22 protein-coding genes, 1 tRNA gene and 3 rRNA genes are annotated in these 22,609 nt (G+C 48.6%); 15 read left to right on the plus strand and 11 right to left on the minus strand.

Translation table 11 applies throughout. The features are described from left to right. Positions 1-12 precede the first annotated feature (12 nt). The 6 genes from rng to csrD form a co-directional block, all read right to left on the minus strand. Complete coding sequence (gene rng / locus IX31_RS15725) at positions 13-1,482, minus strand: ribonuclease G (protein ID WP_034459834.1); 1,470 nt, start codon at positions 1,480-1,482, stop codon at positions 13-15. Further along, positions 1,472-2,065 (minus strand): Maf family protein, encoded by a 594-nt coding sequence (locus IX31_RS15730; protein ID WP_034459836.1) that lies wholly within the window; start codon positions 2,063-2,065, stop codon positions 1,472-1,474. The genes rng and IX31_RS15730 overlap by 11 nt, the downstream gene beginning before the upstream one ends. 8 nt (positions 2,066-2,073) lie before the next feature. Next, positions 2,074-2,562 (minus strand): rod shape-determining protein MreD, encoded by a 489-nt coding sequence (mreD, locus tag IX31_RS15735; RefSeq protein WP_034459838.1) that lies wholly within the window; start codon positions 2,560-2,562, stop codon positions 2,074-2,076. Further along, positions 2,562-3,587 (minus strand): rod shape-determining protein MreC, encoded by a 1,026-nt coding sequence (gene mreC / locus IX31_RS15740; RefSeq protein ID WP_034459840.1) that lies wholly within the window; start codon positions 3,585-3,587, stop codon positions 2,562-2,564. The genes mreD and mreC overlap by 1 nt, the downstream gene beginning before the upstream one ends. Before the next feature lie 68 nt (positions 3,588-3,655). Beyond that, positions 3,656-4,699, minus strand: coding sequence for a rod shape-determining protein MreB (mreB, locus tag IX31_RS15745; RefSeq protein ID WP_000913396.1), 1,044 nt, complete (start codon positions 4,697-4,699; stop codon positions 3,656-3,658). 307 nt (positions 4,700-5,006) lie between these two features. Then, a complete protein-coding gene (csrD, locus tag IX31_RS15750) occupies positions 5,007-6,947 on the minus strand; it encodes an RNase E specificity factor CsrD (RefSeq protein WP_034459846.1) in 1,941 nt (646 codons plus the stop codon). A 285-nt stretch (positions 6,948-7,232) separates the two neighbouring features. Here csrD and msrP point away from each other — a divergent pair, with 285 nt between their 5' ends. From msrP to fis, 10 genes are all read left to right on the plus strand, one after another. Further along, entirely contained in the window at positions 7,233-8,237 is a 1,005-nt protein-coding gene (msrP, locus tag IX31_RS15755; protein WP_034459850.1) for a protein-methionine-sulfoxide reductase catalytic subunit MsrP, read from the plus strand. 1 nt (position 8,238) lies between these two features. Continuing rightward, a complete protein-coding gene (gene msrQ, locus IX31_RS15760; protein WP_034459853.1) occupies positions 8,239-8,838 on the plus strand; it encodes a protein-methionine-sulfoxide reductase heme-binding subunit MsrQ in 600 nt (199 codons plus the stop codon). A gap of 232 nt (positions 8,839-9,070) precedes the next feature. Beyond that, on the plus strand, positions 9,071-9,523 hold the full coding sequence (gene aroQ / locus IX31_RS15765; protein WP_034459855.1) for a type II 3-dehydroquinate dehydratase: 453 nt from the start codon (positions 9,071-9,073) through the stop codon (positions 9,521-9,523). 21 nt (positions 9,524-9,544) lie between these two features. Further along, positions 9,545-10,018: an acetyl-CoA carboxylase biotin carboxyl carrier protein gene (gene accB, locus IX31_RS15770; protein WP_034459857.1), complete on the plus strand. Its 474-nt coding sequence runs from the start codon at positions 9,545-9,547 to the stop codon at positions 10,016-10,018. A gap of 10 nt (positions 10,019-10,028) precedes the next feature. Next, positions 10,029-11,375: an acetyl-CoA carboxylase biotin carboxylase subunit gene (gene accC / locus IX31_RS15775; protein ID WP_034459860.1), complete on the plus strand. Its 1,347-nt coding sequence runs from the start codon at positions 10,029-10,031 to the stop codon at positions 11,373-11,375. A gap of 116 nt (positions 11,376-11,491) precedes the next feature. Further along, entirely contained in the window at positions 11,492-11,734 is a 243-nt protein-coding gene (locus IX31_RS15780; protein WP_034459862.1) for a YhdT family protein, read from the plus strand. Continuing rightward, the gene (gene panF, locus IX31_RS15785; protein WP_034459865.1) at positions 11,724-13,178 is read left to right on the plus strand and encodes a sodium/pantothenate symporter; all 1,455 of its coding nucleotides are present in this window, start codon (positions 11,724-11,726) and stop codon (positions 13,176-13,178) included. Before IX31_RS15780 ends, panF begins: the two co-directional genes overlap by 11 nt. An 11-nt stretch (positions 13,179-13,189) precedes the next feature. Next, positions 13,190-14,071 (plus strand): 50S ribosomal protein L11 methyltransferase, encoded by an 882-nt coding sequence (prmA, locus tag IX31_RS15790; RefSeq protein ID WP_034459867.1) that lies wholly within the window; start codon positions 13,190-13,192, stop codon positions 14,069-14,071. Between the two features lie 402 nt (positions 14,072-14,473). Continuing rightward, entirely contained in the window at positions 14,474-15,439 is a 966-nt protein-coding gene (gene dusB / locus IX31_RS15795; RefSeq protein ID WP_034459869.1) for a tRNA dihydrouridine synthase DusB, read from the plus strand. Between the two features lie 25 nt (positions 15,440-15,464). Then, positions 15,465-15,761: a DNA-binding transcriptional regulator Fis gene (fis, locus tag IX31_RS15800; RefSeq protein ID WP_000462905.1), complete on the plus strand. Its 297-nt coding sequence runs from the start codon at positions 15,465-15,467 to the stop codon at positions 15,759-15,761. Positions 15,762-15,888: 127 nt separating this feature from the next. On the opposite strand, the gene IX31_RS15805 is transcribed toward fis, so the two are convergent. After that, the gene (locus IX31_RS15805) at positions 15,889-16,236 is read right to left on the minus strand and encodes a DUF1889 family protein (protein ID WP_072009463.1); all 348 of its coding nucleotides are present in this window, start codon (positions 16,234-16,236) and stop codon (positions 15,889-15,891) included. A gap of 332 nt (positions 16,237-16,568) precedes the next feature. Here IX31_RS15805 and IX31_RS15810 point away from each other — a divergent pair, with 332 nt between their 5' ends. The 5 genes from IX31_RS15810 (at position 16,569) to IX31_RS15830 (ending at position 21,459) form a co-directional block, all read left to right on the plus strand. Beyond that, complete coding sequence (locus IX31_RS15810) at positions 16,569-16,790, plus strand: hypothetical protein (protein WP_034459881.1); 222 nt, start codon at positions 16,569-16,571, stop codon at positions 16,788-16,790. Positions 16,791-17,302: 512 nt separating this feature from the next. Further along, positions 17,303-18,328, plus strand: a complete 1,026-nt coding sequence (locus IX31_RS15815) for an amino acid ABC transporter substrate-binding protein (protein ID WP_034459884.1) — start codon at positions 17,303-17,305, stop codon at positions 18,326-18,328. Between the two features lie 70 nt (positions 18,329-18,398). Beyond that, a complete protein-coding gene (locus IX31_RS15820) occupies positions 18,399-19,580 on the plus strand; it encodes an amino acid ABC transporter permease (RefSeq protein WP_034459887.1) in 1,182 nt (393 codons plus the stop codon). A gap of 9 nt (positions 19,581-19,589) precedes the next feature. Next, on the plus strand, positions 19,590-20,690 hold the full coding sequence (locus tag IX31_RS15825) for an amino acid ABC transporter permease (RefSeq protein ID WP_034459889.1): 1,101 nt from the start codon (positions 19,590-19,592) through the stop codon (positions 20,688-20,690). A gap of 10 nt (positions 20,691-20,700) precedes the next feature. Further along, complete coding sequence (locus tag IX31_RS15830) at positions 20,701-21,459, plus strand: amino acid ABC transporter ATP-binding protein (protein WP_034459891.1); 759 nt, start codon at positions 20,701-20,703, stop codon at positions 21,457-21,459. 96 nt (positions 21,460-21,555) lie between these two features. On the opposite strand, the gene rrf (IX31_RS15835) is transcribed toward IX31_RS15830, so the two are convergent. The 4 genes from rrf (IX31_RS15835) to IX31_RS15850 form a co-directional block, all read right to left on the minus strand. Next, positions 21,556-21,671 (minus strand): 5S ribosomal RNA (gene rrf, locus IX31_RS15835). Between the two features lie 39 nt (positions 21,672-21,710). Beyond that, a tRNA-Thr gene (locus IX31_RS15840) sits at positions 21,711-21,786 on the minus strand. A 15-nt stretch (positions 21,787-21,801) separates the two neighbouring features. Continuing rightward, positions 21,802-21,917 (minus strand): 5S ribosomal RNA (gene rrf, locus IX31_RS15845). Positions 21,918-22,027: 110 nt separating this feature from the next. Beyond that, a 23S ribosomal RNA gene (locus IX31_RS15850) occupies positions 22,028-22,609 on the minus strand; the annotation flags it as partial.

A 22,609-nucleotide genomic window follows, 5' to 3' on the forward strand; every position in this document is an offset into this window, starting at 1 on the left:
CCGCACAGAGAGCTACATCATAACGACGTCAAACTGCTCCTGATTATAGAGCGGCTCGATCTGTACTTTGACTTGCTTGCCGACGAAAATTTCAACTTCGGCCAGTGAATGGGACTCTTCACTTTTTAGCGCTTCGCCCACAGCAGGTGATGCATAAACCAGGAAACGGTCGGAATCATAAGCATGATGCACGCGGACAATTTCACGCATGATTTCATAACAGACTGTTTCAACGGTTTTCACCGTACCGCGTCCGTGGCAAGTTGGACAATCGTTACACAGCACATGTTCAACGCTTTCGCGCGTGCGTTTACGTGTCATTTCAACCAGGCCAAGCTGCGAGAAACCATTGATACTGGTTTTTACCCGGTCTTTGCTTAACGCTTGCTCAAGAGAATGCAACACACGACGGCGATGATCTTCATTACTCATATCAATGAAATCGATAATGATAATGCCGCCCAGATTACGCAAACGTAACTGGCGGGCAATCGCCTGCGTCGCTTCAATATTAGTATTGAAAATAGTATCGTCGAGATTGCGATGACCGACAAATGCCCCCGTGTTGATGTCCACGGTAGTCATGGCTTCAGTCTGATCGATGACCAAATAGCCACCCGACTTCAATTCAACTTTTCGTTCCAGCGCCCGCTGAATTTCATTTTCAACATCAAAAAGGTCAAAAATTGGCTGGCGACCGCTGTAGTGTTCGATCTTGTTGTGTATTTCCGGCATGTATTCTGCGGTGAACTCCAGCAGCATGTCGAATGTCAGGCGTGAGTCGACACGAATTCGGTCGAGTGCCTCATCAGCAAAATCACGCAGTACACGTTGTGCTAACGCGAGTTCACCATAAAGCTGGCAACGAGTTTTGTTACGCTTTTTGCGTTCGCTGACTTTTGTCCAGACGCGCTTCAGGTAAGCGGCATCTGCAGATAAATCGTCTTCACATACACCTTCTGCCGCAGTACGGATGATGAATCCGCCTTGCTCGTCGCAATATGCGTTAACCACACGTTTAAGGCGTTCACGTTCAGCTTCACTTTCAATGCGTTGCGAAACACCAACATGTGATGCTCCTGGCATAAAGACCAGGTAACGGGACGGCAGTGTGATATCCGTAGTCAGGCGCGCACCTTTAGTACCCAGCGGATCTTTCACCACTTGAACCATGAGGTCTTGCCCCTGGCGCACCAGTTCGGAGATATCACGTACTGTGAAGTTTTTTCGCTCTTCACCAGCCACACATTCGGTATGTGGCATGATGTCAGAAGCGTGAAGAAACGCTGCCTTATCAAGGCCAATATCTACAAATGCCGCCTGCATTCCCGGAAGTACCCGGCTTACACGACCTTTGTAGATATTCCCTACGATCCCGCGACGTGCTTCGCGTTCAATATGGATCTCTTGCAGTATTCCACCATCAATGTAAGCCACCCGAGTTTCCGATGGGGTCACGTTGACTAATAATTCAGCCGTCATGTTTTCCTCGTCCATCACGCAAAGCGTGAAAATTACTCAGCAATTCATAGGTTTCAACTAGCGGTAAGCCGACTACAGCATGGTAGCTGCCATTAATCTTCCTGACAAAACAACCACCAAGCCCTTGAATACCGTATGCACCTGCTTTATCCATGGGTTCACCGCAGGCCACATAACCGGCGATATCCTGTTCTGATAATGCACGAAATGTCACTTCAGTCGTCACCAGGCAATCCAGTAACGATTCGCGATCGGCTAACGCAACTGCCGTCATCACTTGATGCTGATTCCCGGACAACATGCGCAGCATTTCGGCGGCATGTTGTTCATCTTTAGGTTTTTCCAACACGTTGCCATTGTAGATAACAATAGTATCTGCACCTAAAACCGGTAAGTCATGTTGAGCTAATGCAACACCTGCTCGAGCTTTATCTCGCGCCAGGCGCACAACATATTGTTGCGCACTTTCACCGCTCAGACGCTGTTCCTCTACATCGGTAATGATGCGCTCAAATGACACACCCAACTGAGTCAGAAGTTCCTGACGACGTGGAGAACCCGATGCCAGATACAAAGATGTCATGTTCAATCCTATTGCACAGCAAATTGTTGGCGAATTTTACGCATCAGCAAAAATATCCATGGCCACAGCACGCCGTTAACCACACTACTCCAGAAAATTTCCGGACGGAAAGATACGTTGATGACTAGAAATTCAGACCAGAACACAATGACATCTGTCATCAATGACAACAGCATAACCACTAAAGCCTGTTGCCAAAGCGCGAGATTGCGGAATAGCTGGTACTTCAACGCCACCAGGTAAGCAACGATACTCAGAGATAACGCTCGCACACCCAGAGTGGAACCACTGATCAGATCCAGTATGGCACCCACCACAAAACCTGTGCCAACATTTACGCGGTGGGGTAACGCCAGAATCCAGTACAGCAGAATAAGTAAAACCCAGTCCGGACGATAGATTTTCAAATCGTCAGGCCAGGGCATTACTTGTAACAGCAAGGCGACAAGGAAAGAGAGCCAGATTACCCAACGACCCTGACTACGGTAACTCCCCACTACTGCCCTCCCTGGGTAGCAGATGCAGGAGAAGCAGAGCTCCCTGCTGGAGCCTGAGCCATTCCCGTTGCCGGAGGTGGAATCGGAGCTGGGGCTGGTGGACCAACAGAATCAGCTGGAGGCAATACCTGCGGCATCATTTGCATCAAACGCTCATTCGCTACGCGATGAACCTCTTCCGGTGGCATAGGAGTTTTGCCTTCGCGATCCGCCCCCCACAACAGCAACAAATAACGCAGACGTTGTAAGCCAGCGGTTGGGCGAGCCTGAATAACGGTGTACGCACGTTGAGTATCAAGTTTCACAGAGGAAACGACACCCACCGGATAACCTTCAGGGAAGCGACCACCCAGTCCAGACGTCACCAATACATCGCCTACGCGAATATCGGTATTTGCCGGTAAATGTTCTAGTTGCAGATCGTCAGTACAGCCGTTGCCCGCCGCAATAACACGAATGTCATTGCGCAGCACCTGAATCGGTAGCGCATGGGTCGCATCACAGATCAGCAAAACACGGCTGGTGAGTTTAGCCACCGCAATGACCTGACCTACGACACCTTTATCACTGATGACTGGCTGACCTTCATAGACCCCATTCACGCTCCCTTTATCAATGACAACCTGGTCACTGTAAGGATCGTTAACGGTAGAGATAACCTGAGTCACCATTTTTTGCTCGTCCTGACGCAACGGTGAGCCAAGCAATTCGCGCAGACGTGCGTTTTCCTGACGATATTGACCCATCATCAGTAATTCGCTGTTTTTCAGGATCAGTTCCTGACGCAGTGCACGATTTTCGAGCTCTAGTTGATCGCGTGATGCCAGTGTTTGCGAGACGCTGTCGAGCAATTCACGGGGACCATTTGAGACAAAATAGAAAGGGCTGACGGCAGTATCCATATACGTTCGGATCTGACTAAACGTACCCAGACGGCTATCGGCAATAATGACACCAATCGCCACCAGCACCGCCAGAATTAGGCGAAACTGCAACGAAGGGCCACGGCTAAAAATTGGCTTCATAGGCTATGCGTATTCCAGGGCCAGCAAGGAAAAGGCAGTGATAGTCACTGCCTTTTACGTGTGGCTGATTACTCTTCGCTGAACAAGTCGCCGCCGTGCATGTCGATCATTTCCAGTGCCTTGCCACCGCCACGGGCTACGCAAGTCAATGGATCTTCTGCAACTACTACCGGAATGCCAGTTTCTTCCATCAGCAGACGGTCGAGGTTACGCAGCAATGCGCCACCACCTGTCAGAACCATACCGCGCTCAGAAATATCGGAAGCCAATTCTGGTGGGCACTGTTCCAGCGCAACCATTACTGCGCTCACGATGCCGGTCAAAGGCTCTTGCAAGGCTTCGAGGATTTCATTGGAATTCAGAGTAAAGCCGCGTGGAACACCTTCAGCCAGGTTACGACCACGAACTTCAATTTCACGCACTTCATCGCCTGGGTAAGCAGAACCGATTTCGTGTTTGATACGTTCAGCGGTTGCTTCACCAATCAGTGAACCGTAGTTACGGCGCACATAATTAATGATGGCTTCATCAAAGCGGTCACCACCAATACGGACGGAAGAGGAGTAAACCACACCGTTCAGAGAGATAACGGCAACTTCAGTAGTACCACCACCGATATCCACAACCATAGAACCGGTTGCTTCAGAAACTGGCAGGCCAGCACCGATAGCGGCAGCCATTGGCTCTTCAATCAGGAACACTTCACGAGCGCCGGCACCTTGCGCAGATTCACGGATAGCGCGGCGTTCAACCTGAGTTGCGCCGACTGGCACACACACCAGAACACGTGGGCTCGGGCGCATAAAGCTGTTGCTATGCACTTGTTTGATGAAGTGTTGCAGCATTTTTTCGGTCACGAAGAAATCGGCAATAACGCCATCTTTCATCGGACGGATAGCCGCGATATTGCCAGGGGTACGACCCAGCATCTGTTTAGCGTCATGGCCTACGGCCGCAACACTTTTAGGTGAACCGGCACGATCCTGGCGAATGGCCACGACAGACGGCTCATTCAGTACGATGCCTTGTCCTTTTACATAAATCAGGGTATTCGCGGTACCCAGGTCAATGGACAGGTCATTGGAAAACATGCCACGAAATTTTTTCAACATACTAAGGGATAATCCTGAAAGCTGGGGCGGAAACAAAATCCGCTTACTTTACCAACCACTCATTGCAGCGACAAGGCGCATAAATGTTCTGCAATGGTGAAAAATTGTGCAGTTTACTACGACCGTTACACTTTCGGCACGTTTATCCTCGAACAGCAGAGGAATTAAACAAACGCTGTAGGTTAAACGAACAGTGTAAGGAAGCAAACTGGGTTCATTCGTGCTTTAACAATCTGGTCAGCAGGCGTATCCGCCCCCTTGAGATGCAGCGCGCGTTATTCTACGTGAAATATTTATAAACGGCAGGTTAAACCGAGTATCTTTGCGAATATTTTTTCACGTTGCTATCGAGCGGTTCAGAGGCCGCAAAAAAATCCCCCTGAGCACCCGCCACGCCTTTCTCTACCAGTGTCTGCCATTCACTTCGCGTTCTTACACCGACCGCAAAAACTCGTGTCTGAGTCCCGTTACAAGCCTCAACCAGACTCTGTACAAACAGCTGATTTTCGGTTCGTTTCTCAATGTTACGCACAAGCCCTGGATGCAGTTTTATCAATTCCACATCCAATTCTTTAATATAAGACGCACTCACAACGGTCAAACCCGCCTGGGAAACTGCAATACGTACGCCCAATGCTTTGATCAAACGAATCACAGGTTGCAAACGGCTGATGTGTTGACAAACATCTGCCTCTGCAAGTTCAAAAAGAATACGTCGTCGAAGTGATTTTTCAGATTGCATTAATGCATCACGCAACCAACGCTGGAAAGGTGCCCGAATCAATGATTCAACCGACACTTGAACGGCTAGCGTTTCTTCAGGCCAGAATCCTGCTAGTGGCAATAGCCGAGCGATGATTTGTCGGTCATATTGCTCCGATAAACCAAACTGCTTAACCATCGGCAAATACTCTGCCGCCAATACTTCTTGTTCACCATCGAAAATCCGACACATAATTTCCCGATGATGCACGAAGCCGTCGCGCTTCACGGACGGCTTTTGGTAGAAGCGTGGACCGCCGCGTTGCAACACCTGCTCAATGAGCGTACGCCATTTAACGTTACCACGCCCTTTTTCCGGCAAACTATCGTCATAAACCGACCAGCCGTTGGTTCCTTGCAGGGAAGCATTACGCGTCGCCACCTCTGCATTTTCCATAACTTGCTCTTTGCTTTGCCCGCTCCGCCATGCACAAATACCGATATGCATCATGTCATTACGATCCAACATCCGCGTTGGAGGCAGCGAATCGACGGCTTTCAGTAATTGATTAGCAATGCTATCGGCTTCTTTCAATGTGCGGTGCGGCAACAAAACGGCAAAATCACTACGGAAATAGCGTGCCAGTAAAGCCCCCGGATAGCGCATCACAAAAGTCGACAACATATTAATAATCGTAAATAGATACTCTTCTACCGCGTTGCGTCCCCACGTTTCGTGTAGCGTTTCAAAATCCGGTAAACGGATAATCATCACCACACCATGCGCGCCAACTTTCTCCTGCTCATCGAGTAAAGTTGCCAGTTGGTTATCAAAGAACAGGCGATTATTCAGACCCGTTTTCGCATCTTGCGCAGCGAAAGCACGAATTAGCGTATCCATTCTGCTACGTTGTTCGCTGGCGTTTTGCAGATCTGAAAGCAATACATCAAGCGCACTACTGGCCTGTGGTGGCCATTCCAACACTGAGCCACGCACTTCAACACCTCTTTCGCCATTCAGAATTCGTCGCGCACGGCTTTCCAGTAATTCTTGCCCTGCGAGCTGTTTTTTCATCCAGCGGATAGCAAAGAACAGCACGATAAGCATGAATCCAATCGTGATAGAAAGAGGTACTGTCGCGAAAAGAGAGTTGTAGTAATTCGCTATCGGATCGCGATAGGTCAGACTGAGAAACATGCCGGGATGTTTCATTAATTCAACAGTCACGGTGCGCAGACTGTAGCTGTTTCCCAGCAAGTGATAGGTTTGGGTCAATTGATGTTGATAAACGGTGTTATCGCCAAGCTTGAAATCGACCTCGGTGATATCAATCGGAACCATCACTTCATTGAGGCGCTTTATCAGAGCTTCTGGTGAGCTCGAAACTAAATCGTTATCAATGATGGCGGCAACAGATACCACACGCTGATGCACTTTATAATGCATCGCATTAAAGAAGCTTAATGAACAACCAACGAGCGTCACAAAAATAGCGAGCCCCGTTAGCAATGTCATAAAAGCAGAAAGTTTCGTCGTTAATCGCATCCTTGTGTTAACTCCGTGTGGTGAAGATATACCAAGCCTGACCTGATGCGGCATTACATAGTAAAAGAGGTGCCCTGGCAAACACAGTGAACATATTCTCACCCTTTGTTGCAAAGCGAGTGTTTTGCACACTGAAACTCAAGTATAGCCGCTGACAACCCTCCATTCATTAACAAATATTCAACAAAAATAGCAGTGTGTTTAAGTTTCAATTTTTTGTGACAAATTCGCAGGGTTTAGCGTTCTCCGTCATGCTTAGGGAATAAAGCCACGCTGGAGTATAAGATGAAGAAGATCGCCCGCTTCACCGAAGCTGATGTCACAGCTGAATCCGTATTTATGATGAAACGCCGCCAGGTACTGAAGGCACTAGGTATCAGTGCAGCTGCCCTCACGCTTCCTCAGACTGCGCATGCAGATATTCTTTCCTGGTTTAAAGGTAATGACCGGCCACCAGCGCCTTCAGGAAAGCCTTTGCAATTTAGCAAACCCGAACAATGGCAGGCTAAGCTCGCCATGACACCGGAAGATAAAGTTACTGGCTACAATAACTTCTACGAGTTTGGTCTGGATAAAGCCGACCCTGCGGCAAACGCCGGGAGTCTGAGAACCGATCCGTGGAAACTCACTATTAGTGGTGAAGTAGCAAAACCGCTGACACTGGATTACGACGATCTCTATAAAAAATTCCCGCTTGAAGAGCGGATTTATCGCATGCGGTGTGTTGAAGCCTGGTCAATGGTTGTGCCGTGGATTGGCTTCCCGCTCAGCAAGTTGCTGGCTTTAGTTGAACCCACCAGCAATGCGAAATATGTCGCCTTTGAAACAATCTACGACCCGGAACAAATGCCTGGACAGAAAGATCGATTTATTGGCGGCGGTTTGAAGTATCCCTATGTTGAAGGACTGCGACTTGATGAAGCGATGCATCCGCTTACTTTGCTGACTGTGGGTGTTTATGGCAAAGCGCTACCGCCACAAAACGGCGCTCCGATACGACTCACCGTGCCATGGAAATATGGATTTAAAGGGATTAAATCGATCGTCAGTATCAAGCTGGTTAGCGAACTGCCACCCACCACCTGGAATATGGCAGCCCCAAATGAATATGGATTTTATGCCAACGTAAACCCAAATGTTGATCACCCACGCTGGTCGCAGGCGAGTGAGCGATTCATCGGTTCAGGTGGCGTGCTGGATGTGAAACGCCAGCCTACATTGCTGTTTAATGGTTATGCCGATCAGGTTGCTTCGCTATACCGCGGTTTAAATCTGAAGGAGAATTTCTAAAGTGAGATTAACTGCGAAGCAAATCACGTGGCTTAAAGTGGTGCTGCACCTCGCGGCATTCTTACCCTTTGTCTGGCTGTTTTATGCCGCAAACCAAGGTTTTTTGAGCGCTGACCCGGCAAAGGATATCCAACATTTTACCGGCAGGATGGCGCTCAAGTTACTTCTTTCAACTCTCCTGATCACACCTTTAGCGAGATACGGTAAACAGCCATTGCTGATTCGTACCCGTCGTCTGCTGGGATTGTGGTGTTTTGCCTGGGCCACTCTTCATTTAACCAGCTACGCTATGCTGGAACTGGGAATCAGCAATCTGGCACTGCTTGGCCAGGAGTTGGTGACGCGCCCCTATTTGACTTTAGGAATAATCAGCTGGCTGGTGCTGCTATCATTAGCGGCAACATCGACCCAATCTTTACAACGAAAATTGGGGTCACGCTGGCAAAAGCTGCATAACTTCGTCTATCTGGTCGCAATCCTCGCCCCCATACATTATTTATGGTCAGTAAAGGTTATTTCCCCGCAACCGTTACTGTATGCTCTGGGCGCATTCATCCTTTTGGCCTTGCGCTATAAGAAATTCCGGATGTGGCTGCGTTAACGGAAGAATTGTGTTCTTCTGCGCAAAAAAGTGATCAACCGTGCCCCTAAAAAGGATATGAGTTGATCATCTTCCCTGATAAGACCAGTATTTAGCTGCCAAATGCTACGAAATCGTTATAATGTGCGACTTTGGTTTTTCTGACAGGCCATTTTCTGGCTCTGAAGGTGACAACCGAGCAACTTAGGTATATTTTGTAAAATACCTACAAATTGCAGGAGATGGCAGCACGATGTCGGCTAATTTTCACATTTTGCTTTTGAACGGTCCGAATCTTAACATGCTGGGAACACGCGAGCCTGAGAAGTACGGCACGCTAACTTTGGCGCAAATTGTTAACTCGCTCGAAGAAGAAGCAAAAACGCTAAATGTCTCGTTCAGTCACCTGCAATCTAATGCTGAATATGAGTTGATCGACCGAATTCATCAGGCTAAAGACACTGTCGATTTTATTCTGATTAATCCGGCCGCGTTTACGCATACGAGCGTTGCGCTGCGTGATGCCTTGTTAGCGGTGGATATTCCGTTTATCGAGATCCATCTGAGCAATGTGCATGCGCGCGAACCGTTCCGCCATCATTCATATCTTTCTGATAAAGCGGTTGGTGTCATCTGCGGATTAGGCGCTGACGGCTATTCATATGCACTACAGACGGCGGTAAAACGCTTGTCAAAATCCATCTAAACAAGAGTACGGAACCCACTCATGGATATTCGTAAGATTAAAAAACTGATCGAGCTGGTTGAAGAATCAGGCATTTCTGAACTGGAAATTTCTGAGGGCGAAGAATCTGTACGTATCAGTCGTGCACCGGCAAACACCGGTTACCCGATGATGCAACAGGCTTATGCTGCGCCAATGTACCAGCCACAGCCGCAGGCTGGCCTGTCTAACGTTGTTGCACCTGCCGCTCCGGCAGAAGCACCGGCGGCTGCTGAAATCAGTGGTCACATCGTGCGTTCCCCAATGGTAGGTACTTTCTACCGCACCCCAAGCCCGGATGCTAAATCATTTGTTGAAGTTGGCCAGAAGGTTAACGTTGGCGACACTCTGTGTATCGTTGAAGCAATGAAAATGATGAACCAGATCGAAGCTGACAAAGCCGGTGTGGTGAAAGCCATCCTGGTTGAAAATGGTCAACCGGTTGAATTTGACGAGCCGCTGGTCGTCATCGAGTAACGAGGCGAACATGCTGGATAAAATTGTCATCGCTAACCGTGGTGAGATTGCATTGCGTATTCTTCGTGCCTGTAAAGAGCTGGGCATCAAGACTGTCGCTGTGCACTCAACTGCCGATCGCGATTTAAAACACGTATTGCTGGCGGATGAGACTGTTTGTATCGGTCCTGCTCCGTCTGTAAAAAGCTATCTGAATATCCCGGCAATCATCTCTGCGGCAGAAATTACTGGTGCCGTTGCGATTCACCCGGGTTATGGCTTCCTGTCTGAAAATGCCAACTTTGCTGAGCAGGTTGAGCGTTCAGGCTTTATCTTCATTGGCCCGCGAGCTGAAACTATTCGTCTGATGGGCGATAAAGTTTCTGCAATCAACGCAATGAAGAAAGCTGGCGTACCTTGCGTACCTGGTTCTGACGGCCCTCTTGACGGCGATATGGATAAAAACCGTGCCCATGCTAAACGCATCGGGTACCCGGTAATTATCAAAGCGTCCGGCGGTGGCGGCGGTCGTGGTATGCGTGTCGTACGTAACGATGCTGACCTGGAACAATCCATTAATATGACCCGTGCGGAAGCAAAAGCTGCTTTCAACAACGATATGGTCTACATGGAGAAGTACCTGGAAAACCCACGCCACATCGAGATTCAAGTTCTTGCTGATGGCCAAGGTAAAGCTATCTATCTGGCTGAACGTGACTGCTCTATGCAGCGTCGTCACCAGAAAGTTGTGGAAGAAGCGCCAGCACCAGGCATCACGCCTGAGCTGCGTAAATTCATCGGTGAGCGCTGTTCTAAAGCGTGTATCGATATCAACTATCGCGGTGCAGGTACATTCGAGTTCCTGTTCGAAAACGGTGAGTTCTACTTTATCGAGATGAACACCCGTATTCAGGTTGAACACCCGGTAACAGAAATGATCACCGGTGTTGATCTGATTAAAGAACAGCTTCGTATTGCTGCGGGACAGCCACTGTCTATCAAGCAAGAAGATGTTCAGGTTCGTGGCCATGCGGTTGAATGCCGTATTAACGCCGAAGACCCGAATACCTTCCTGCCAAGCCCAGGCAAAATTACTCGCTGCCATGTGCCGGGTGGTTTTGGTGTACGTTGGGAATCACATATCTATTCCGGCTACACTGTTCCTCCATACTACGATTCAATGATCGCAAAACTTATCTGCTACGGTGAAACCCGTGAAGTGGCGATTGCGCGTATGAAGAACGCCCTGGCTGAGCTGATCATCGATGGCATCAAAACCAACGTTGATTTGCAGACTCGCATCATGAACGATGAAAACTTCCAGCACGGTGGGACTAACATCCACTATCTGGAGAAAAAACTGGGTCTTCAGGACTAAGTTTTCTCATGTAGTGACATCGTTAAAAGGCCGGATTTCCGGCCTTTTTCTTTTTTGATCCTCAATTTGTCGCTATGCGTTACAATCGCCGCTTTCCGCCAACTCAAGGGACAATAATGGACGCGCGTTTTGTTCAGGCCCATAAAGAAGCCCGCTGGGCGCTTTGGCTAACCCTTCTCTACCTCGCAGCATGGTTAGTGGCTGCTTACTTACCAGGTAACGATATCGGCCCAACAGGTCTCCCACACTGGTTTGAAATGGCATGCCTGCTGGTACCTTTGCTGTTCATTTTGCTGTGCTGGGCCATGGTTAAGTTCATCTTCCGCGATATCCCACTGGAGGATGATCATGCAGCTTGAAGTCATTTTGCCGTTAGTGGCGTATTTACTGGTAGTTTTTGGCATTTCTATGTACGCCATGAAACGCCGCACTACGGGTAATTTCCTCAATGAATATTTCCTCGGCAGTCGTTCGATGGGTGGCTTCGTATTAGCGATGACGCTCACCGCGACCTATATCAGCGCCAGTTCATTTATTGGTGGGCCTGGTGCTGCTTATAAATATGGGCTGGGCTGGGTTTTACTGGCAATGATCCAACTTCCTGCGGTGTGGTTATCACTGGGGATTCTGGGTAAAAAGTTTGCCATTCTGGCGCGTCGCTATAACGCTGTTACCCTGAACGACATGCTGTTTGCGCGCTACCAAAGCCGCCTGCTGGTGTGGCTGGCAAGTATTAGCCTGTTGGTGGCATTTATCGGTGCCATGACTGTGCAGTTCATTGGCGGGGCACGCTTGCTGGAAACCGCGGCGGGTATTCCTTACGAAACTGGCTTGCTTATTTTTGGTATCAGCATCGCACTTTACACTGCATTCGGTGGCTTCCGTGCCAGCGTTCTCAACGATGCTATGCAGGGAATGGTGATGCTGGTTGGAACGATACTGCTGTTGGTGGGCATCGTTCACGCTGCGGGTGGCTTACACAATGCGGTCGATACGCTACAGCATATTGATCCTAAACTCGTTTCACCGCAGGGAGCCGATGACATTCTTTCTCCAACATTCATGACCTCGTTCTGGGTGCTGGTCTGTTTCGGCGTGATTGGTTTGCCTCATACGGCGGTGCGCTGCATCTCTTATAAAGACAGCAAAGCCGTGCACCGTGGAATTATCCTCGGCACGATTGTGGTGGCGATTTTGATGTTTGGTATGCATTTGGCAGGGGCGTTAGGCCGGGCGGTAATACCGGACTTAAAAGTGCCTGATTTGGTTATTCCAACGCTAATGGTCACCGTTCTACCTCCGTTCGCGGCGGGGATCTTCCTCGCGGCACCAATGGCGGCAATCATGTCGACGATTAATGCCCAACTGCTTCAATCGTCAGCTACGATCGTCAAAGATCTTTATCTGAATATGAGACCGGATCAGATCACTAACGAAAGGCGTCTGAAAAGAATGTCATCGGTGATCACTCTGATTTTAGGTGCGTTACTGCTACTTGCAGCATGGCGTCCGCCTGAAATGATCATCTGGCTGAATTTGCTGGCGTTTGGTGGGTTAGAAGCTGTGTTCCTGTGGCCGCTGGTGTTGGGCCTGTATTGGGAACGCGCCAATGCCACGGGTGCGCTGAGCGCAATGATTGTCGGTGGCGGGTTGTATGCAGTGCTGGCGAGCTTCAAAATCCAGTTCCTGGGCTTCCACCCAATTGTGCCATCCTTGTTATTAAGTTTGCTGGCGTTTTTGGTAGGCAACCGTTTTGGTCAGTCTCTACCTGTTCCGGCACTCGTTTCAACTACTGATAAATAAAGAGTTTCGCTATGCCATGGATTCAACTGAAAATTAATACCTCAGGTTCAAATGCTGAAGAGCTCGGCGATGCGCTGATCGAAAGCGGTGCGGTTTCCGTCACCTTTCAGGATACCCATGACACACCGGTATTCGAGCCATTGCCTGGCGAAACCCGTTTATGGGGCGATACCGATGTCATTGGCCTGTACGATGCAGAAACTGACATGGAAGAAGTGGTCGCAATTCTTGAGAACTGCCCACTACTGAGCATCGGTTTCCCACATAAAATTGAACAGCTTGAAGACAAAGACTGGGAGCGTGAGTGGATGGATAACTTCCACCCGATGCGCTTTGGTCAACGCCTGTGGATTTGCCCAAGCTGGCGCGATGTGCCAGACGCTAGCGCGGTAAACGTGATGCTGGACCCAGGTCTTGCGTTTGGTACCGGCACTCACCCAACGACCTCTTTGTGTCTGGAGTGGCTGGATGGTTTAGATCTGGCGGGCAAAACCGTTATCGATTTCGGCTGCGGCTCCGGCATTCTCGCCATTGCCGCATTGAAATTGGGTGCAGTGAAAGCAATTGGTATTGATATCGACCCTCAGGCGATTCAGGCCAGCCGTGATAACGCAGAGCGCAATGGTGTTTCTGATCGCCTGGAACTGTATCTGCCAAAAGACCAACCAGAAGTCATGAGCGCCGATGTAGTGGTTGCTAACATCCTGGCAGGCCCTTTACGTGAGTTAGCTCCGTTAATCAGCGTGCTGCCTGTTCAGGGCGGTTTCCTGGGCCTTTCTGGCGTTCTGGCAAGCCAGGCCGAAGGTGTTTGCGAAGCCTATCAGGATAAATTCACGCTCGATCCAGTTGCAGAAAAAGAAGAGTGGTGCCGAATTACCGGTATCAAACGCTAAATCCCCTCCCCTCAGTAACGTGGTATCAAGCCACGTTACTGACCTCCAGACTCTCCGAGCAACACTCCGTTTACAACAATTCATCCCAGTGATAACTCGCACCAAAATGAGATGCCGATCGCAGAAAAACACTAAGTTTGGTGATTTAAGCAGCACTTTATCTCGTGTCTTATACGTAAAAAATAATGAATTACCCCTGAATGTGGCGAAAATATAAAAGCACACAAATCAACCAGCTAAACATAAACAACTGAAAAATATAATTAATTTATTTTTTCCACTGTACGGGATAAGGATTCATTGATCTACGACAGCTGATTGTTCAAAGTTTGGCCTTTCATCTCAGGCTAAAAATGCGTAATATACGCCGCCTTGCAGGCAAGTATGGTCATTTCTTAACTCATGCGCATTGGACAACACCAGCTCAGAAATCGACTGATAGCAGCACCTATGGCTGGCATCACTGACAGACCATTCAGGACACTGTGTTACGAGATGGGAGCCGGACTGACTGTTTCCGAGATGATGTCCTCCAACCCTGAAGTTTGGGCGAGTGATAAATCACGTTTACGGATGGTGCACGTGAATGAACCAGGTATTCGCACCGTGCAAATTGCCGGTAGTGATCCTGATGAGATGGCAGAGGCCGCACGCATTAACGTGGCTAATGGCGCCCAGATTATTGATATCAATATGGGATGCCCTGCTAAGAAAGTGAATCGTAAACTCGCAGGTTCTGCGCTGCTGCAATACCCAAGTCTGGTGAAGTCTATCCTGACGACGGTAATTAACGCAGTTGACGTACCTGTAACGTTGAAAATTCGCACTGGCTGGGATACGGCGCACCGTAACTGTGAAGAGATTGCCCAACTGGCTGAAGACTGTGGCATTCAGGCTCTGACAATTCATGGACGCACACGCGCCTGTTTATTTCAGGGAGATGCTGAATACGACAGCATTCGGGCAGTTAAGCAGAAAGTTTCCATTCCGGTAATCGCGAATGGTGACATTACTGACCCGCTTAAAGCCAGAGCTGTGCTCGACTACACAGGGGCTGATGCTCTTATGATAGGACGTGCGGCTCAGGGAAGACCCTGGATCTTTCGGGAAATCCAGTATTATCTGGACACTGGAGAGTTGCTTCCTCCACTGCCTCTGGCAGAGGTGAAGCGCTTACTTTGTGGGCATATTGGTGAACTTCATGACTTTTATGGTCATGCTAAGGGATACCGAATTGCTCGCAAACACGTCTCCTGGTACTTACAGGAACACGCTCCAAATGACCAGTTTCGGCGCACATTCAACGCCATTGAGGATGCAAGCGAACAGCTTGAGGCGTTGGAGGCATACTTCGAAAATCTTGCGTAATTAGAAATAAAGAGCTGACAGAACTATGTTCGAACAACGCGTAAATTCTGACGTACTAACCGTTTCTACCGTTAACTCACAGGATCAGGTTACCCAAAAACCTCTTCGTGACTCCGTGAAACAAGCACTGAAGAACTATTTTGCTCAACTGAATGGTCAAGATGTTAACGATCTGTATGAGCTGGTATTGGCTGAAGTAGAGCAGCCATTGTTGGACATGGTGATGCAATACACCCGTGGCAACCAAACCCGCGCTGCCCTGATGATGGGCATCAACCGTGGTACGCTGCGTAAAAAATTGAAAAAATACGGCATGAACTGATATTAATCAGTTAACTTGTTGTTTAAAAAGGCGCTACTCGGCATGGGGAAGCGCCTTTTTTAATGTTTGTAATACGCCTGGTGAAAGGCAAGTTCACGAACAAAAGCAACGAATGCGTTCAGAAAACCTACTCAGTTGGTGAATGTTCGGCTTGTACTAGCGCCCCGAGTTGCTCTTGCATATATGAAGAAAAGTATTCAGGATTTTTAATAAGAACACGGTCGCCAGACTCAATTTTAGCAGCCCACCCTGCCACTTTTTTCGTGAACTCAGTGTTCCATCCCTCCTGACTAGCTCTTGCCGTAACATCAGCTTCACTAACCGGTATCCCCACCTCTTTCAGATACTTAAATATCCCCTTAGCTGTACTCTCATCCATAGAATGTGGCGTTGATGCGGATGTATTCATACCGCCAATGTAGTCCAATGCTTTTTCAATGACAGCTGGCATATTCTTATCCTTAATATTAACCATGTATTAAACGAGCGGTAACACGCACTGACAACCACCAGTTAACCATATGATTTAAATGGTTACTACCCTTGGGAATGCACCCTTTTTAATAGTTGTGACACGGACTGGTTATCTGAAAATGTTTAACTTCACTTTTTCTCCACACTTTCTTGCCTTTGCCCGCTTTTCTCCACTTTGTTTACACAGCACATGAATTGCAATTATTCCTCCCTGCTCTTCATGCCCACGACGGTGATAAAATCACCACATTCACACCGGTTCAGGTTATTAGATAATCGTAGCCTTAGCGCACGAGTTATCCCTGTTCGGGGATTGGTTTAATGAGGTTCCATATGAAAAAGCTAATTGCCGCTGCGTTGCTTTCTACACTTCTGGCAGGTTGTGCAACCAACTCACCTTGCGTGCCAGTCTATGATGATCAGGGCCGCCTGGTGCACACTAATACCTGTATGAAAGGGACAACTCAGGATAACTGGGAAACTGCAGGTGCAATTGCCGGTGGTGCCGCAGCGATTGCTGGCCTAACGCTGGGTATCGTTGCATTAACTAAATAAAGCACATCCCATATTTGCAAAGCGCGTCCCTACAGGGCGCGCTTTTTTATTAAAAAATCCGCACTCATTTTCCTTTGCATTATTTAAGTGCACCCATTACCACCATTTCATTTTTTAGCTTTGCTCGCTTCTTCTTTGGCGTGAAACAAATCACTCACGTCCTTCAAATTTTGTTTTATTGCAGCAGCAGATGTGACTCCCTCCACAAACCACTACTTATGCTATTCACGCTAATGTTAACGCCTGAAATTACTTCTTTTCATATGATCAAAAACTGAAACTTTTTTGCTCTGAAATGTGGCGTAGGTTTCAATTTTGCCCCGTTGTGGGGCGCTGCAAGTGATTTTTCATGTCTACACTCAGCTTACTGCGACGGGAGGCACACGCATGCCGTCTCTCGCAACCTTGGCACTCCCTTTGCTTTAACCACATTGGCAGATGCCACAGACAGGAAAATGGCGTCATCCGGATGCCAACACTTATAACGATAATTTCCCCACACAGGATGCATTATGAAAAAGACACTGATCTCCACTCTGGTCGCTGCCGGTGCATTATTCGCGGTAATCAATCAGGCTCATGCTGGCACCACGTTTGACGCGGTAAAAAAGAAAGGCTTTGTGCAATGCGGGATAAGTGATGGCTTGCCTGGTTTTTCATACGCCGATGCAAACGGTAAGTTTACCGGCATTGATGTGGACGTTTGCCGTGGCGTTGCCGCTGCGGTATTTGGGGATGCCTCGAAAGTTAAATATACCCCGCTGACAGCAAAAGAGCGTTTCACCGCCCTCCAGTCCGGCGAAGTGGACATTCTGTCGCGTAATACCACCTGGACGTCATCACGCGATGCTGGAATGGGCATGATGTTTACCGGCGTCACTTATTACGATGGCATCGGTTTCCTGACACACAACAAAGCAGGCCTGAAAAGCGCTAAAGAGCTCGATGGCGCGACTGTTTGTATTCAGGCGGGTACTGATACTGAATTGAACGTGGCTGATTACTTCAAAGCAAACAACATGAAGTACACCCCAGTGACGTTCGATCGTTCCGATGAATCAGCTAAAGCACTGGAATCAGGTCGCTGCGATACTCTGGCTTCTGACCAGTCACAACTCTATGCACTTCGCATCAAACTAAGTACACCGGGTGAATGGATTGTTCTGCCTGAAGTCATTTCAAAAGAACCTTTAGGCCCAGTAGTGCGCCGTGGTGATGAAGACTGGTTCTCTATCGTGCGTTGGACGTTGTTCGCCATGCTGAATGCTGAAGAGATGGGGATTGACTCTAAAAACGTTGACCAGATGGCTGCCAATCCAACAACACCGGATATGGCGCACCTGTTAGGTAAAGAAGGCGATTTCGGTAAAGACCTGAAGCTCGATAATAAATGGGCCTATAACATCGTTAAACAAGTCGGTAACTACGCCGAAATCTTCGAACATAACGTTGGTTCTGATAGCCCACTGAAGATTAAGCGTGGGCAAAACAACCTATGGAATAAAGGTGGCATTCAGTACGCACCGCCGGTTCGCTAAGCGATACGTCAGAAATGGGCACTACTGCGGTAGTGCCCAAAGTTTGAGTTTATGTTACTGAGGTTCGTTTATGTCCCATCGCCGCCCAATCGTAAAAGGTGATATTTCCTTTTCTAACCCCGCGGTTCGTGCCTGGCTGTTTCAGATTATTGCGGTCGCCATTGTGGTTGGCATTGCCGTTTACCTGATACATAACACCGTCACTAACCTTAGCAATCGTGGCATTACCTCAGGTTTTGCATTCCTTGACCGTAGCGCGGGCTTCGGTATTGTTCAGCACCTTATTGATTATGAGCAGGGTGATACTTATGGCCGCGTGTTCGTCGTCGGCCTGCTGAACACCTTACTCGTTTCCGCATTGTGCATTGTATTTGCATCATTTATCGGCTTCTTTCTAGGGCTTGCCCGACTTTCTGACAACTGGTTGCTACGTAAGCTTTCCACTTTCTACATTGAGACATTTCGTAATATCCCTCCTTTATTACAGATCTTCTTTTGGTATTTTGCCGTACTTCGCAACCTGCCCGGCCCTAGACAGGCAGTGAACGCATTCGACCTTCTCTTTCTAAGCAACCGCGGGCTCTATATTCCCTCCCCGCAGATTGGCGAAGGTGTACTGGCTTTTATCGGTGCCATTTTGCTAGCGCTGATAATCTCGGCAGGCTTGTATCGTTATAACAAGATGCATCAGATCAAAACGGGGCAATTGCGTCGAACCTGGCCCTATGCTCTAGGTTTGTTGGTCTTGTTACCGTTATTGGCACATTGGCTATTTGGTGCAGCATTGCACTGGGATGTTCCCGCTTTGCGTGGTTTTAACTTCCGTGGGGGGATGGTTCTCATTCCTGAACTTGCGGCATTAACGTTAGCATTGTCGGTCTATACATCTGCTTTTATTGCCGAAATTATCCGTGCCGGCATTCAGTCTGTACCTTACGGCCAACACGAAGCAGCGCGTTCACTGGGGATACCGAACCCTGTTACATTGCGCCAGGTGATCATTCCTCAGGCAATGCGCGTCATCATCCCACCACTCACGAGCCAGTATCTCAATATCGTCAAAAACTCATCACTGGCAGCCGCTATTGGTTATCCGGATATGGTTTCACTGTTCGCAGGAACGGTACTCAACCAGACTGGTCAAGCTATTGAAACTATTGCCATAACAATGTCGGTCTACCTGATTATCAGCCTGACTATTTCATTGCTGATGAATATCTATAACCGGCGAATTGCCCTGGTTGAGCGCTAAGGAATCACGATGACAAAAGCATTAGTGTCACATCACGCGCGCCCAAAAGCTGTTCGTTCAGGTGCCGTGCAATGGGCTCGTAAGAATCTCTTCTCCAGTTGGTCTAATAGCTTACTGACTATTTTCTGTTTTTGGATGATGTGGGAACTGATTCCACCGTTGTTAAATTGGGCAATTTTCAAGGCTAACTGGGTGGGTGAAAGTCGTGCGGACTGCACAAAAGAAGGGGCTTGCTGGGTGTTTATCCATGCACGCTTCGGACAATTTATGTATGGGCTCTACCCGCATGATCAACGGTGGAGAATTAACCTTGCCCTGTTCATTGGTCTGGCTTCCATCATTCCAATGTTCTGGAATGCAATGCCGCGTCGTGGGCGTTATATCGCCTCATGGGCAATCATCTACCCTCTGGTTGTTTGGGGTCTGCTATATGGTGGATTTTTAGGGCTGGAACGCGTCGAAACACGCCAGTGGGGTGGGTTAACATTAACGCTAATCATCGCATCAGTAGGGATCGCCGGAGCGTTGCCATTAGGGATCTTACTGGCCCTGGGCCGACGTTCGACAATGCCCGTAGTCAGAATTTTGTCGGTGATCTTTATCGAATTCTGGCGTGGCGTGCCGTTAATCACCGTGTTGTTTATGTCATCCGTCATGCTGCCGCTGTTTCTTTCTGAAGGAACAAGCATCGATAAACTTATCCGTGCATTAGTCGGCGTAATCCTTTTTCAGTCTGCATATGTCGCGGAAGTGGTTCGTGGAGGTTTGCAGGCGCTCCCAAAAGGACAGTACGAAGCCGCAGAATCTCTGGCGTTGGGATACTGGAAAACCCAGGGATTAGTAATCTTGCCGCAAGCACTAAAGATGGTCATTCCAGGCCTGGTTAACACCATCATTGCTCTCTTTAAAGACACTAGTCTGGTGATCATTATTGGTTTGTTTGATCTGTTTAGCAGCGTACAGCAAGCCACAGTTGATCCTGCATGGCTCGGAATGTCGACCGAAGGCTACGTCTTTGCAGCCCTCATCTACTGGATTTTCTGTTTCAGCATGTCGCGCTACAGCCAGCATCTTGAAAAACGTTTTAACACCGGAAGAACACCGCACTGAGGATGAATAAATGAGTCAGATTACTATGCAACCCGCTGATGCGATGATCATGCTGGAGAACGTTAATAAATGGTACGGGCAATTTCACGTACTCAAGGATATCAATCTGAAGGTTAAGCAAGGAGAACGTATTGTCCTGTGCGGCCCTTCTGGTTCAGGAAAATCCACAACTATTCGCTGTATTAATCATCTGGAGGAACATCAGCAAGGGCGTATTGTTGTTGATGGTACTGAGCTTAACGATGATTTACGTAATATAGAGAAGGTCAGGACTGAGGTCGGAATGGTGTTCCAGCACTTCAACCTATTCCCACATCTTACCGTTTTGCAAAACTGCACGCTCGCACCAATTTGGGTACGTAAAATGCCGAAGAAAGAAGCGGAAGCGCTAGCTATGCATTACCTGGAAAGGGTTCGTATTGCCGAACACGCACATAAGTTCCCGGGGCAAATATCGGGTGGTCAGCAGCAACGAGTGGCAATTGCGCGCTCTCTATGTATGAAACCTAAGATTATGTTGTTTGATGAGCCAACCTCTGCGCTTGATCCAGAGATGGTTAAAGAGGTGCTGGATACCATGATTGGCCTGGCAGAATCGGGCATGACGATGTTGTGTGTAACGCATGAAATGGGCTTTGCGCGGACGGTTGCTGATAGAGTGATCTTTATGGATAGAGGAGAAATTGTGGAGCAAGCGTCACCAAATGAGTTCTTTGCTAATCCAAAGTCAGAACGTACTCGCGCTTTTCTTTCTCAGGTTATTCATTGATATTTAAGGATAAAGGTCACGAAAGTGACTTTTGTTTTCGCTGAAAATACAAAACAAAAAGGCCATCCTTGCGGATGGCCTTTTTGTTTATTTGAAGCCTGGCAGTTCCCTACTCTCGCATGGGGAGACCCCACACTACCATCGGCGCTACGGCGTTTCACTTCTGAGTTCGGCATGGGGTCAGGTGGGACCACCGCGCTACTGCCGCCAGGCAAATTCTTTATCCAGCGCCGAACTTTAAACCTAAAAACTGGTGCTGATACCCAGAGTCGAACTGGGGACCTCACCCTTACCAAGGGTGCGCTCTACCAACTGAGCCATATCAGCACACTTTAATTTGGAGCCTGGCAGTTCCCTACTCTCGCATGGGGAGACCCCACACTACCATCGGCGCTACGGCGTTTCACTTCTGAGTTCGGCATGGGGTCAGGTGGGACCACCGCGCTACTGCCGCCAGGCATATTCTGTATCGTTAACCGTTACGTTATTCACGTAACCATTAACTAAAATCTCGGTTCAAGCTGAAAATCAATCTCTGGTCTCTCAACCAAAACACCTTCGGTGTTGTAAGGTTAAGCCTCACGGTTCATTAGTACTGGTTAGCTCAACGTATCGCTACGCTTACACACCCAGCCTATCAACGTCGTAGTCTTCAACGTTCCTTCAGGACCCTTAAAGGGTCAGGGAGAACTCATCTCGGGGCAAGTTTCGCGCTTAGATGCTTTCAGCGCTTATCTTTTCCGCATTTAGCTACCGGGCAATGCCATTGGCATGACAACCCGAACACCAGTGATGCGTCCACTCCGGTCCTCTCGTACTAGGAGCAGCCCCCCTCAATTCTCCAGCGCCCACGGCAGATAGGGACCGAACTGTCTCACGACGTTCTAAACCCAGCTCGCGTACCACTTTAAATGGCGAACAGCCATACCCTTGGGACCTACTTCAGCCCCAGGATGTGATGAGCCGACATCGAGGTGCCAAACACCGCCGTCGATATGAACTCTTGGGCGGTATCAGCCTGTTATCCCCGGAGTACCTTTTATCCGTTGAGCGATGGCCCTTCCATTCAGAACCACCGGATCACTAAGACCTGCTTTCGCACCTGCTCGAGCCGTCACTCTCGCAGTCAAGCTAGCTTATGCCTTTGCAC

Source organism: Buttiauxella noackiae, from assembly GCF_000737905.1.
GTDB lineage: Bacteria > Pseudomonadota > Gammaproteobacteria > Enterobacterales > Enterobacteriaceae > Buttiauxella > Buttiauxella noackiae.